Origin of the sequence: Myxococcus sp. XM-1-1-1 (assembly GCF_020037095.1) — a bacterium.
Taxonomy (GTDB): domain Bacteria; phylum Myxococcota; class Myxococcia; order Myxococcales; family Myxococcaceae; genus Myxococcus; species Myxococcus fulvus.
In genome coordinates this window covers 85,504-98,738 of the sequence record NZ_JAIQDH010000024.1, presented here as the reverse complement: position 1 = coordinate 98,738, position 13,235 = coordinate 85,504, and the positions used below count along the sequence as shown (strand labels likewise).

11 protein-coding genes are annotated in these 13,235 nt (G+C 71.4%); 1 reads left to right on the top strand and 10 read right to left on the bottom strand.

The features are described from left to right. The first annotated feature begins 454 nt into the window (after positions 1–454). The gene (locus K8640_RS34610; protein WP_223750979.1) at positions 455–1,114 is read left to right on the top strand and encodes an SCO family protein; all 660 of its coding nucleotides are present in this window, start codon (positions 455–457) and stop codon (positions 1,112–1,114) included. A gap of 681 nt (positions 1,115–1,795) precedes the next feature. On the opposite strand, the gene K8640_RS34605 is transcribed toward K8640_RS34610, so the two are convergent. The 10 genes from K8640_RS34605 to K8640_RS34560 all read right to left on the bottom strand — a co-directional run bounded on the left by K8640_RS34605 (position 1,796) and on the right by K8640_RS34560 (position 13,127). Then, positions 1,796–2,251, bottom strand: coding sequence for a hypothetical protein (locus K8640_RS34605; protein WP_194869542.1), 456 nt, complete (start codon positions 2,249–2,251; stop codon positions 1,796–1,798). Between the two features lie 143 nt (positions 2,252–2,394). Further along, a complete protein-coding gene (locus tag K8640_RS34600; protein WP_141332586.1) occupies positions 2,395–2,874 on the bottom strand; it encodes a hypothetical protein in 480 nt (159 codons plus the stop codon). Positions 2,875–2,929: 55 nt separating this feature from the next. Beyond that, positions 2,930–3,466 carry an O-acetyl-ADP-ribose deacetylase gene (locus K8640_RS34595; protein WP_223750978.1) on the bottom strand — a complete coding sequence of 179 codons (537 nt, stop codon included), beginning with the start codon at positions 3,464–3,466 and terminating at the stop codon, positions 2,930–2,932. Positions 3,467–3,555: 89 nt separating this feature from the next. Then, positions 3,556–4,143 carry a Fis family transcriptional regulator gene (locus K8640_RS34590; RefSeq protein ID WP_141333031.1) on the bottom strand — a complete coding sequence of 196 codons (588 nt, stop codon included), beginning with the start codon at positions 4,141–4,143 and terminating at the stop codon, positions 3,556–3,558. A gap of 155 nt (positions 4,144–4,298) precedes the next feature. Further along, positions 4,299–5,645 carry a universal stress protein gene (locus tag K8640_RS34585; protein ID WP_223750977.1) on the bottom strand — a complete coding sequence of 449 codons (1,347 nt, stop codon included), beginning with the start codon at positions 5,643–5,645 and terminating at the stop codon, positions 4,299–4,301. A gap of 154 nt (positions 5,646–5,799) precedes the next feature. Beyond that, positions 5,800–6,216 (bottom strand): type II secretion system protein GspG, encoded by a 417-nt coding sequence (locus K8640_RS34580; RefSeq protein WP_223750976.1) that lies wholly within the window; start codon positions 6,214–6,216, stop codon positions 5,800–5,802. Between the two features lie 61 nt (positions 6,217–6,277). Then, positions 6,278–7,738: an adenylate/guanylate cyclase domain-containing protein gene (locus tag K8640_RS34575; protein WP_267698580.1), complete on the bottom strand. Its 1,461-nt coding sequence runs from the start codon at positions 7,736–7,738 to the stop codon at positions 6,278–6,280. 150 nt (positions 7,739–7,888) lie between these two features. After that, positions 7,889–10,720, bottom strand: a complete 2,832-nt coding sequence (locus tag K8640_RS34570) for a GAF domain-containing protein (RefSeq protein WP_223750975.1) — start codon at positions 10,718–10,720, stop codon at positions 7,889–7,891. Positions 10,721–10,865: 145 nt separating this feature from the next. Then, a complete protein-coding gene (locus K8640_RS42975) occupies positions 10,866–11,987 on the bottom strand; it encodes a hypothetical protein (RefSeq protein ID WP_267698582.1) in 1,122 nt (373 codons plus the stop codon). A gap of 255 nt (positions 11,988–12,242) precedes the next feature. Continuing rightward, the gene (locus tag K8640_RS34560; RefSeq protein WP_223750974.1) at positions 12,243–13,127 is read right to left on the bottom strand and encodes a tryptophan 2,3-dioxygenase; all 885 of its coding nucleotides are present in this window, start codon (positions 13,125–13,127) and stop codon (positions 12,243–12,245) included. Positions 13,128–13,235 lie beyond the last annotated feature (108 nt).

Here is a 13,235-nt window from a genome sequence, read left to right as displayed (position 1 = left end):
CGCCTCGAGGGGACTCGCCGCCTCGGCCTTCCTCGAGCGTCGGGTGGGAAGCCAGAGGCGCGGTGGCACCTCGGAAGGACTCGTCGTCCCGGCAGTCCTCCCAGGTTGGGGCGAGCGACGGGCGCGCAGAGGCGCCTCGATGAGGCTCGCAGCCTCGGCCGCCCTTGGGTGTCGAGCCGGGGCAGCACGACGGTCGAGGCTCGGACCGGACGAAGACGCCTCTGCCCGCTCCTGGGGGGCGGGATGCGGCTCGTCGACCCTGGTTGGAGCGCTCACCGTTCATCACCGCCCTCCCGGCTAGCACGCGGGAGTGGCCGCCTCAAGCCGAGGCCCTCCTCGGCTCGGCTGCCCACCGGGGTGGCCTGTCACCGGCTACACCTCGCGAGTAGGCGGGTTGGCCCCTGCGACACCTCGGCGCTTGTGCGCTCCCAGGCCTTTGGTTAGTCCCAGGCCCATGTCCGCCGAATCGCCCCTCGCGCTCCCCCAGGCCCGTCTCACCCAGCGCCCCGCCTTCTGGGCCGGCCTGGCCGTCATCGCCCTGGGACTCACCGCGGCCCTGGGCCTGTCCCTGGTGCGCGGCAGCAGCGAGCCGCTGCCCCGACTCGGCACCCTCCCGGACTTCTCGTTCACCCGGCAGGACGGACAGCCCTTCGGCAACGCCCAGCTCCGCGGGCACCCCTACATCGCCAACTTCATCTTCACCCGCTGCCCCACCATCTGCCCCGCGTTCACCCGGAAGATGGCGCACGTGCAGAAGAGCACCGACGCCCACGGCACGGGCCTCCAGCTCGTCTCCTTCTCCGTCGACCCGAAGTACGACACCCCCGAGCGCCTCGCCGAGTACGGCCAGACGCACGGCGCCAACTTCGCCCGCTGGAGCTTCCTCACTGGCGACTACGCCGTCCTCCAGGACGTCATCGTCCAGGGCTTCAAGGTCAGCATGGGCCGCGAGGCCGGCGCCCCCGAGGACGACCTGACCTCCATCTTCCACGGCTCCCACTTCGTCCTCGTGGACTCGAAGGGGGAGATTCGCGGGTACTACGACAGCGCCGACAGCGACTCGACGGACCGGCTCCTCGTCGACGTGAAGCGGCTGATGCGCGAAGAGGCGTGAGGCGGGCGGGGCCCGTGGACCCGGGATTGTTGATCCGCGGAGCGGCGCTCCCATCGCGCGTGTGAGGCCGCGAGTTCGCCGCTCCCCTCCGGCCACGCCACGAATCACCTGGCCTCGCGAGCCGGGTGGACTCAATCACTCACAGTATGACTCTGGGCTCCCGATTCTCGAGGAATGAGGATCATCCGGCCTGCCCTGTCGCGTGAGCCGAGCCCGAGCGACAGCTCGACCCTCGCGGGTATCGGCCCGTCCGAAGCGCAGGCCGCGCTCCGCATGGACCCAGGACGGGCCCCGTCTCCTGCGCGGGACCCGCTCCCGCCTCCACCCCGTGAAGCCGAAGGTCCGGCGCCTCCCTCTCGAAGGTGCGGCCCTCGTCGCATGCCCACGAACCGAAGGGCGGCGCCTCTCGCTCGGAGGTCCAGCCTCTCGCAAGCACAGCAAAGCCGAAGGTCCGGCGCCTCCCTCTCGAAGGTGCGGCACTCGTCGCATGCCCACGAACCGAAGGGCCGGCACCTCTCTCGGAGGACCGGCCCTCGTCACATGCCCACCAACCGAAGGGCCAGTCCTCTCTCGGAGGACCGGCCCTCGCATCCGCCCCGCAAAGCCGAAGGGCCGGCCCCGCGTTGGCGGAGGACCGGCCCTCTGGCTTGCCACCTCATCGCGCCAGGGGCGCGAGGTGCCTTACTCGATGAAGGCGGCGTGGCGCTGCGCGATGATGTTCTGCACGTTCTGCTGGCCGAGGACGTTGTCCGTCCACGCGCCCACCTTCTCGGCGCCAGCGCGAACCTGCTCGGCGACCTTGGTCACGTCCTCGATCTTCGAGGTGGCCTTCGCCAGCGCGCCGATGCCGCCGATGGGGCCCTCGCCGACCAGCGACGTCACGCCCTGCTTCAGCAGGCCGTCCACCACCGGGGCCAGGAACTTGCCCACGTAGGGGATCTTGTTGATCTGCTCGCTGATCTTGTTGGTGATGGGCTCGATGATCTCCGAGGCCGGCTTCTTCAGGAAGCCCAGGAGCTTCTCACCGAACTTCGCGATGCCACCGGCGATGCCGCCGACCTTCTCCGCCGCGGTGCCAACGGTCTTGATGACGTTCTGGAACAGCTTCGCGGGGTTCAGCTTGTCGAACAGGCCCATGGTGACACCTCAAAGTTCGCGGGGGACGCGGAAGTTTTTTGGGAGAAGGAAGACTCGAAGTGATTCTCGACAGAGCGGCTGAATAGTTTCCGCCAGAATTTCCGTGAGAATTTCTCCGGACTTCCGCCCCCCGGGGCAGGACCTCAGGCCCTGCCACCACCGCCCCGCTTGATCTGATCCAACATCGCCTGCCGGGCCGCGGCGTCCTGGTTCCCCCCCGTGGAGGGAGCCTGGGTCGTCGTCGACGGAGGCGCGTCCGCGTTCAGGGAGGGCTTGCCCGCGGTGCCCGGGGTGGACTTCTCGAACTTGGAGTTGTCGAAGTCCGGCGCCGACCCGGGCAGCTCGCCCTTCATGCCCCGGATGAGCAGATCCGCGGCCTCATCGGAGGTCACCGGGGTGATGCCGTTCTTCTTGAGCTCCTCGTCGGGGACGATGTTGAGCTCCGGCTCCAGGTCCTTGTCCTGCGCGTACTTGAGGACCAGCTCGACGTAGTCCTCCAGCTTCATGCCGACAGCCTTGGCGATCTTCTTGGTGTCCGCGTCGTTCAGCAGCTCGGCGCGAACGACCTCGATGGGCCGCTTGAGCCCGCGCTTGGGCTTGGCGGGGGCGTTATCCTGAGACATGTGATGCTCCGACGAAGAAAGGACGTGGGCGAAACTCTAGCCCAGTTTTTCTCGTTCACACATTCTCGCCCCCGCCTCCCTCTGACGACAGCGCCGTGAGGGCTCGCTGGTAGGTCTCCAGGTCCGCCTGGGAGAAGAGCACCACCGTCACCTTCTCCAGCTGGGGCAGCCGCCCGAGCGCCGCCCGGATTTCCCGGAGCGCGATGAGCGACGCCCGCTCGATGGGGAAGCGATACACGCCCGTGGAGATGGACGGGAACGCCACCGAGCGCAGGCCGTGCTGCTCCACCAGGGCGAAGACGCTCTTGTAGCACCGCGCGAGCGTGGCCTCCTCGCCCCGAGCCCCCCCGCCCCAGACGGGCCCCACCGTGTGGATGACGTGGCGGGCGGGCAACCGGTAGCCCTTCGTCAGCTTCGCCTGGCCCGTGGGGCAGCCATGCAGCAGGCGGCACTCGGCCAACAGCTCCGGCCCGGCCGCGCGGTGGATGGCGCCGTCCACGCCGCCTCCGCCCAAGAGCGCGCTGTTCGCCGCGTTGACGATGGCGTCCGCGTCGACGCGGGTGATGTCACCTCGGATGAGCTCCAGGGTCATGGCCTCTCCTCTTGCCACGGGTGGGCCACGGACGACGCCTCCGGCGACCGCGCCTGACTCGAGGCGCGGCGGGCCGGGAGCACGGGTCCTCAGCGCGGCGAGGCGTTGCGAGGCGCCGACTTGCGCGTGCTCGACACGGGCTTGCGCGCCTTGGGGAAGGTGCGCGTCACCGTGCCGGGGCGGCGGGCCTCGGCGGCGGCGCGGGCCTTCTCCTCGGCGGCGCGGGCGGCGGCGGCCTTCACCGCGAGCTGCTCGGCCTGGAGCGCCCAGCGCCGACGCAGCAAATCCCGCAGGCCCTCCTTCTGGAGGTCCACCTGCGCCTGATGCAGCCGGTAGTGCAGGTCCTCGCGCAGGGTGCCGCGCGCGAGCGCCGCGTCCGCCGCGCCCGACACGCCCACCACCACCTTGGGCCGCTCCTCCTGCATCTGCAGGCAGCGCAGGATGAGCCCCTGCGCCTCGCGCCCCAGCTTCACCGCGTCCGGGATGAACACCACGCCGTTGCGCTGGCGGAGCGCGTTGGCCAGGTCCGCGGCCTGCCGCACCTCCACCAGCTCCACGTCGAAGCTGCGCGCGGCCTCCTGGGCCCAGCTGCGTCGCTCCTCCTCCGTGCCTCCGTGGATGATGAGCGAGGCACGATTGCAGACGAGCTCTTCTTCTCGGTAACCGCTGAGCGTCACCGGCAAACCCCCTGCTGCCTGAAGCGTGGAGGCCGGATTCTAACGCCCCCCCGGGTCCTCCATTCAACGCCCCGGGTATCCTGGCAGGTGGGGCTCGGAGCGACCCACCTGAAAGCCCTTTCATGTGTACCTGGGTGACAGCTGTCTCGGGGCTGTCACGAAGCAGGGACCACCATGACGGGGCGACGGCAGCGCGCCACCAGCTCCCGGGCCACCACCACGGGCAGCGCGTCCGGGGCCTGGGAGGGCACGCCCGACGTGCCCAGGCACACCAGGTCCACGCCCTCGCGCTCCGTGGCCTGGCAGATGGCCAGCGCGATGTCCTCCCCGGACACGCCCTCCACGCTCCAGCGCAGCGCCCGCGCGCCCTCGTCCCGGGGCACCAGGTCCCACAGCCGCTGGAGCGTCGCCTCGTGCTCGCGCGGGGGCTCGGGCAGCACGCCGGAGTGGTCCATGAAGCCCGTCTCGCCGAAGCGTCGACGGTGCACGTGCAGCAGGTGCACCCGGCCTCCCGGCCCCACCATCGAGCGCGCCTGGGTGATGGCGCGCAGACACGCGTCGGAGAAGTCCACCGGCACCAGCACGCTCTTGGGAGGCTGCGCGCGACGGGGCTCGCGCAGCGTGTCCGGCACGCACACCACCGCCTGCTCCGCGTTGCGCAGCACGCCCGCGGACACCGAGCCGTGCCACCAGCGCTTCACCGGCCCCTGCGCGCGCATGCCCACGACGACCAGGTCCGCGCCGCGCGAGAGCGCCACATGCAGCAGGTGGTCCGCCGACCGCCCGAAGCCCGGCTCCAACACCACCTCCACGCTCCCCTCGCCGAGCAGGTCGCCCACCTGCTCGCGCACCTCGCGCAGCAGCACCGTCTGCACGGCGGGGTCCAGCGCCTCCATGTCCCGCAGGCCGGGCTCCAGCACCTCCACGTGCACCGGCGTGTGGATGCCCAGCCGCTCGCGCGCCTCCAGGGGCGAGCACACGTACGTGGCCAGCACGTCGCACGGCCCCACCCGGCGCAGCTCGCGCAGGAAGCCCACCGCCGCGTCGGCCGTGGGGGACAGCGGATCCACGCCCACCACGACGAGCAGCCGCCTGCGTCCGCGCATCCAGTCCACCAGCGCGTCCGCGCGGCGCACCGACAGCACCGGTCCGCAGCCGTGTCGGGCCAGCCGCTCGGGCAGCGAGGCGCGCCGCCACGCCGACGTGCGCCAGCCCTCCGCCGCGGCCACCACCCAGCGCGAGTGCCTGCACTCCTCGTCGGCGAGCACCGCCTCGGTATCCGAGCGCACCCGGCAGCTCACCCGGCCCGGAGGCAGGTGCAGCCGCTCCGCCTGGGCCTCCAGGTCACGCTGGGCCTCCCGGCGCACGGCGTCGGTGAGGGGCTCGCCGTCCATCACGCCCACGAGCAACAGCGGCTCCCCCAGCCGCGCCGCCAGCGCCGCGGCGACCTCCACTTCGCGGGACTCCCGCGCCATCAGCGGGCTCGCACAGACGATGGCCATGGCCGCCCTCCTCGGAAGGGATGGCCGAGACTCCACCCCTGGAGGACAGATGCGCACGCCGCGCGCGGACGGGGCCCCCTCGGCGGACGGGGAGGAGCGCGGGGACCACCGCACGCCTGCTCCCCTCACACCGCGCGGACGCCTGTCCGGACGGCTACTTCACCTCCGGCCGAGGGTGGCCGTCGTGGTTGGTGTGGTCCTGCTCCTCGCCGTTGCCGCCCCGGTCATCGCTCTTGCCGAACGTGGCGAGGAACACCTGGCTGCCGTTGCTGGTGTAGCGGTAGTGCCGGCCCCACGGGTCCAGGGGCAGCGCGGGCAGGTACTTGGGGACGAGCAGCGGCTCCAGGTCCGCCTCCTCCGGCAGCACGTTGCCGTCCGCGTGGTAGCGGTTCAGGGCGTCCTCCAGCACCGCGAGGTCCTGATGGATGCGCTCCGCGTGCACCGCCTTCGAGCGCGTCAGCGCCCCCACCAGCACCGCCCCGACGAGCGCGACGGCGAACACCAGCCCCACCCAGAGGACGGGGGAGCGGCGAGAGGGCGGAGGGTGGGCATCGGAGGCGGGTGCTGTCATGCCCCCACCCTACCCGTTGAGACGCCCCGGGGCGCGAAAGACTTCGCGTGGGGCCCGGCGGCTAGAGCGCGCGGTAGAGCGGCACGGGCTGCTGCTTGCCCTTCAGGCGCACGGGAGGCAGGTCCTCGAAGGCCGTCTCCCGGGCGTCCACCAGGTCCCGGGTGCGCTCGCCCACCAGGATTTCCCCGGGGCCGGCCAGGGCACACAGGCGCGCGGCGACATTCACCGCGTCGCCGATGCAGGTGTACTCCGAGCGCACGGTGCTGCCGATGTTGCCCGCGACGACGACGCCGGAGTTGATGCCCACGCCCAGCTCGAGCACCAGCGGATGGCCCTCGCGCCCGTTGGCGGCCCACTCGGCCTCCGCCTCCACGCGCAGGTCCGTCATCGCGTCCATCATCATCTTCGAGCACTGGAGGGCACGCAGCGCGTCGTCCGTGCGCGCCACCGGGGCGCCGAACACGGCCATCAGCCCGTCGCCGAGGAACTTGTCCAGCGTGCCGCCGCACGTCAGCACCGCGTCGGACAGCCGGCCCAGGACCTGGTTGAGGACCCCGACGACCTGCTCGGGAGGCAGGCTCTCCGCCAGGCCCGTGAAGTTGCGGATGTCCGCGAACAGCAGGGTGACTTCGCGCTTCTCGCCGGTGAGCACCACGCCGTCGGCGCTCTTGAGGATTTCATCCACCACGGCCGCGGAGGTGTAGCGCGCGAACAGCTTGCGCATGCGCTCCGTCTCGCCGGTGCGGCGCACGACGCTCTCGATGCGCGCGGCGAGCTCGTCCATGGACGCGGACTTGTTGACGTAGTCGTCCGCGCCGGCGCGCAGGCCGCGCACCTTCTCCGCCTCGCGGTCGTTCGCGGTGAGGATGATGACGGGCAGCCCGCGGGTGGGGCCCTCCTTGAGGCGGCGGCACAGCTCCACGCCGTCCAGGCCGGGCATCTCCAAATCACTCAGGACGATGGCGGGCTGCAGGCGGCTCATGCCTTCGAGGGCCTCGAACGGGTCCTGGAAGCAGAGCACCTCGTAGCCCAGGGCGACGAGGCCCTCCTGCACGAAGGCGCAGGCGAGCGGGCTGTCATCGACGACGACGACGCGGCGGCGCCCGTCGATGAAGGGGCGGGGGTTCTCCTGGCGTCCGGCGATGCGGTTCTGCAGGCCCAGGGCCTCGTAGATCTGCTTGTAGGTGCAGTGGCCCAGCTCCACGAGGATTTCGCCCAGCTTGCGGCCGTCGCGGCGCTGGCGGGCGAGCGCCTCCTCGAGTTGAGCGAGCGTCACGTACTTGAGGCCCACGAGCAGCTCGCCCAGCGCGGGCTGGGAGGGGCCCTTGTCGTGGTGCAGGCCCAGGGCCTCGCCGAGCGCGTCCTGAATCTGCTCCCGGGTGACGTAGCCGAGGGAGATGAGGGCCTCGCCCACGCGCTGACCGGTGAGGGCCTGGAGGGCCAGGGCCTCCTGCACCTGCACGGGCGTGACGATGCCCAGCTTGAGCAACAGGTCACCGAAGAGGGGGCTGGATGCGCTCATGTGGGGGCGGCCTTCCGCGTCCAGGAAGCCAGGGACGCAAGGACCGCAGCGTATCCGACCTGCCCCCAGTCCGGGAGGACTCCCACCACCGTGACCAGGACCCTCACGTCCGGAGCGGGCGAGGCATCCAGGACCCGCCCGCGTCGACGCTCAGCGCGGGGCCACGTCCGGCAACGGCAGCTCCACGGTGAAGGTGGAGCCCCGGCCGGGCTGGCTCTCCACGCGGATGCCGCCGCCGTGGGCCTCGACGATGCGCTTGGTAATCCAGAGCCCCAGCCCCAGGCCCTTGAAGTGCTGCGCGGACTCGGTGCGCTCGAAGCGCTCGAAGATGCGCTCCTGGTCCTCCTGCGCCACGCCGATGCCCTCGTCGCGCACCGCGAGCGCCGCCACCAGCCCCCGCGCCTCCACCTGCACCGTCACCGGCCGCCCCGCGCCGTACTTGGCCGCGTTCGACAACAGGTTCACCAACACCTGCTCCAACCGCAGCTTGTCCCAGTGCCCCAGCACCTCCACGTCCGCCACCAGCCGCACCTCGCTGCCCGCGCGCGCCAGCTCCTCGGACATCCGCGACACCAGCTCGCGCGTCAGCGCCGCCAGGTCCAGCTCCTCGCGGTTGAGGCTCAGCCGCCCCGCGCTGATGCGCGACACATCCAACAGGTCGTCGATGAGCAACCCCAGCCGCTGCCCCGCCCGCGCCGCCTTCTCCGCCCGCTCCGCCAGCCCGCTCGCCGCCATCGCGTCCTTCGCCATCCGCGCCAGCAGGTGGATCTGCAGCTGCAGCGCGTTGAGCGGCGACTTCAGCTCGTGCCCCGCCACCGACAACAGCTCGTCACGCGCCTTCACCGCCTGCGTCGCCGCGCCGTACAGCCGCGCGTCCTCGATGGCCAGCGCCGCCCGCGCCGCCAGGCTCTCCAACAGCGCCCGCTCCTCCGCCGTGTACTCGCGCCCCCGCGCCTCGCGGATGACCCCCAGCGTCCCCAGCACCCGCCCCCGCGCGCCCAGCGGCACCACGATGAGGCTCTGCGGCCCGTACCGCTCCAGGAATCCCACCCCCTCCGGCGAGCGGTCCCCCCGCAGCTCCTCCGCGCTCAGCCGCGGCACGAAGAGCGTCTTGCCCGTCGCCACCACCCGGCCCGACAGCCCCTCCCCCACCCGCGCCGGGTCCCTCCGCAACGCCTCCTCCAGCACGCCACGCGCCCGCGGATCCGGATGGTGCGCCGCCACCACCTCCAGCTGCTCCCGGTCCTCCCCGAGCAGTTGCAGCACGCACCCACCCCCCAGCGCCTCCGACACCTTGCTCGCCAGCACGTCCAGCACCGTGGGCAGGTCCAACCCCGCCTCGGCGATGAGCTGGCTGACCTGCACCAGCACGTGCAGCCGCGCCGCGCCCCGGCGGCTCTCCTCCTCCGCCGCGCGCGCGTCCCGGAACAGCCGCGCGTTGTCCATCGCCAGCGCCGCGCGCCGCGCCAGCTCCTCCGCCAGCGACACGTCCGTCACGTCGAAGGGCGCCCGCTCCGAGTCCCGCACGAAGGTCAGCGCCCCCAGCGTGCGCTGCCGCGCCACCAGCGGCGTGAGGATGACCGTGCTCGCGCGCCAGGACGCGCCGGGCTTCGCGTCCCCGGGCGCTCGCGTCCCGCGGGTCTCCAGCCGGGACTGCCCGCTCGTCAGCACCCGCGACAGGAGCGACGGCTGCCCCGCGTCCAGCGGGAAGCTGGTCAGCTCCAACACCCGCTCCGCCTTCTCCGGGTCCGCGTGCAGCACCGCCAGCCGGCGCACCACGCCGTCCTCGTACGAGTCCACCGCGCACCCGTCCGCGAAGTGCCCCAACGCCAGCCGCGCCACCCCCGCCACCGTCTCCTCCCAGCTCAACGAGCCGGACACCAACGCGCTCGCGTCCGCCAGCAGGCTCAACCGAGCCCCCAGCGCCTCCGCCTCCAGTCGCGCGGTGTGCTCGCGCTCGTACAGCCGCGCGCGCTCCAGCGCCTGCCCGCACTGCCGCGACAACCCCACGAGCGACGCGCGCTCCAGCGCGGAGAACGCCTTCTCCCGCTCGAAGCCGAAGGCCAGCGTCCCGAACACCCGCCCCTCCACGAACAACGGCAGCAGCGCCAACGCGCGGGGCGGCCCCTCCCCCAACGGCCCCGCCAGCGTCGGGTAGCGCTCGCGTATCGCCGCCACCGTCTCCAACCACACCGGCGCCTCCGCGCGCTTCGCCGTCTGCGCCAGCAGCTCCTCGCCCCCTCGGGGCAGCTCGCGCAGGGGCTCCACCAGCGCGTCCGGAACGCCCACCGCCGCGACGAGCTCCGAGGCCGCGCGCCCTTCCGCCGTCAGGTGCACGATGCCCGCCGTCGCCTCCACCGCGGGCAGCCCCAAATCCAGCACGACATGGGCCACCTCCTCGCGCGTGAGCGTCTGACCGAACGCCTCCGTCACCGCCTGGAGACGGCTGAGCCGCAGCACCTCCGCCTGCTCCACCTCCGCGCGCGCCCGCGCCACCGCCTCGCGCGTGCCGACCACCGCCCACTCGCGCTCCAGCGCCAGCCCCGCCAGTCGCGCCTGCAATCCCAGCCGCGCCAGCTCCTCGTCCGTCGGCCCCCGGCCCTCGGGCAGCACCGCGCACAGCACCCCCACGCCGCTGCCCGGCTCCACCCCCGCGAGCAGCGGCAGCGCCACCAGCACCTCCCGCTCCGCGTCCAGCGCCACGTACGGCAACAGGCCCCCGTCGATGTCCCGCAGCCCATCCAGCAGCCGCTCGCCCCGCGCGCGCGCGGCGTCGACGGACAGCCCCGGCGTGACGAGCACGTGCGCTTCGCTTCCGTCCTCTCGCCAACACATGAAGACGTCGGACACGGCGAGGGCGGACGCGGCCTCACGCAGCAGCGCCTCCAGCACCGCCTCCACGGACGGCGCGAGGGACAGCCGCTCCAACGTCCGCGTCACGCGGTCCTCGGCGGCTCCCCGGTTGCTCTCGGGCACCTTCATGCCCACACGTCCCCCCAGCCAAGGCCCACCGGCGGGCCCCACCGCGAATCCCCAGTGTCCCATGTCCGCTGTGCTCGCGAAACCCGCGCGCGCCTTGTACCCGGGAACAAGTCGTCCGGGCGTTCAGTGGACGAACACTCGGCCCTCAGTGGGCGAACACGTTGAAGAAGGCGAAGAAGATCTCCAGGACGATGAGCAGCACGATGACCGCCTCCAGGGTGTGCGAGCGGTCGATGTCCACGTCGCCCTTGAGCAGGCCGTACGTCTGGGCGAGCAGCTGCTGCTTGCGCGTCACCGAGCCCTGCCACGCGGGGATGCGCATGCGGCGCACCGCGGCCTCGTAGACCTTGGCCAGGTAGAAGTCGCCGATGATTTTCAGGCTGTTGTCCACCCGCTCGATGAACTCGTTCAGGTCCACCAGCGTGCCCAAGGTCTGCCGCGTCAGCGTGCGGTACGGACTGCGGAACAGCCGCGTCCACCCGTGGCGCTTGGCCTGCACCTCGTCGTGGATGCGCGCGATGTGCTCGTCCAGCTTCTCGTCGAAGTAGCGGAACTCCAACAGCTGCGCGTTGGCGATTTCGAGCAGGTCCGGGATGTCCCCGGAGCCCGACGGCTCGTAGACGAACGCGCTGTTCCAGTCGATGACGACCAGGTCCTTCACCGTGTAGCTGAAGCGCACCTGGGTGACGGCCTCGCTCTCCCGGCGCGACAGCGGCGTCTCCCCGTTCTCCCCCAACAACAGCCGCGCCAGGTCCGCCTTCTCCAGGAGCTCCTCCGCCGTGGGGTTGCCCCGGATGCTCTCCGCGAAGATGACCGTGTAGCTCTCGTTCTGGTCCCACAGGTGCGCGCCCTGCACCGCCGGCGCAATCGTGCGCCGCACGCCCTCCACCCAATCCAGCGCCAGGTCCTCCAGCGCCTGGCTGTCGTAGAGCTCGTCCGCCACCCGCGTCAGCTGCTCCAGCGACGTGCCCGGCACCACCGGCACCCGCAGGATGATGGACGCCGCGCCATGGTCGAACAGCCGCGCGGTGGCATCCACCGTGACAGGACCGTCACGAAGCGCCAGCGCCCGGCGCCCCAACTCATACGCCAGCGGCGGATTGGGCAGCTGCAGGTACTGGCCATTCTCGCGCGACAGCTTCAGCCGGCGGGTGTCCTCCGAGACGGCCCTGCGCGCCCGCTCGAGGTTGATCTCCTCCGCGATATCGAAGGTCCGGTAGCACAGGATGTGCGCCTTCTCGAAGAGCAGGGGAGACTCGGCGGCCATGGTGCGCTGAAGCCTAGCCGCTGCCTCCCACCCTTCCGCGCGCCAGGTGCCCTTCCTCGCCCGCATGTCCGGGAGGCGTCATTCCATCCACGGCCACTTCACGCGGGGCCCCCGGGGGACCACCCCACCCGTCCTCCCACGTCACATTGTCGATGTTTCAGCGGCCGAAGCCTGTCACCCCCGGCTTCGCCTCATTCCTCTCACCCTCTTGGATGTCAGGACAGGCGCGCAACGCCTGCCATGACCGGGGAAGGCTCACCGCGTGGGAGACGGGGGCCGGGCGCCGGGCGGCAAGAGCTCCGTGCGCACGTCCCACAGCTCCGGGAAGAAGCGCAGGTCCAACGCCTTGCGCAGGAAGGACACGCCCGTCGAGCCACCGGTGCCCTGCTTGAACCCGATGATTCGCATCACCGTCATCATGTGACGGTAGCGCCAGAGCTGGAAGCGCTCCTCGGTGTCCACCAGCTTCTCGCACATCTCGTACGCGTCCCAGTGCGCTTCGGTGTCCTCGTAGATGCGACGGAACACCTCCACCACCGCGGGGCTCTTCTCGTACGGCTTCTTCCAGTCGCGCTTCGCGTGGTCCTCGGGAATCGCGTGGCCCTTGCGAGCCAGGTAGCGCAGGAACTCGTCGTAGAGGCTGGGGGACTCGAGCAGCCGCTCCAGCTCCCCGTGCACGTCCGGCTGGTGGCGGAAGGGTCCCAGCGCGTTGGCGTCCTTGTTGCCCAGCAGGAACTCCACCGCGCGGTACTGCCAGCTCTGGAAGCCCGACGCGGGCCCCAGCGCGTCACGGAACTCCAGGTACTCATTCGGCGTGAGCGTCTCCAGCACGCTCCACTGCTCGAAGAGCATCCGCTGGATGTTCCCCACCCGCGCGAAGATCTTGAAGGAAGGCTCCAGCCGGTCCGCCTGGACATAGCGGATACACGCGCTCAGCTCGTGGATGAGCAACTTCATCCACAGCTCGCTCGTCTGGTGCTGGATGATGAAGAGCAGCTCGTCGTGGTGCGGTGGCTGCGAGCGCGGAACCTGCGCCGACAACACCCGGTCGAGCTGTAGGTATTCACCGTACGTGGTCCGTCCGGCCAGGTCGGTGATGATGCCAGGCTCCAGATCTCGTTTGTTCATGGGCCCGGGCATTCATGCCCCCTGCGAGCCCCCGCGGGCAAGACTTCCCGTACGGGCGTCCCTCGAACCCTCTCCCGACGACGGAGCCTGGGTTGACGAAGGTGCGCGGTCACTCTCTGC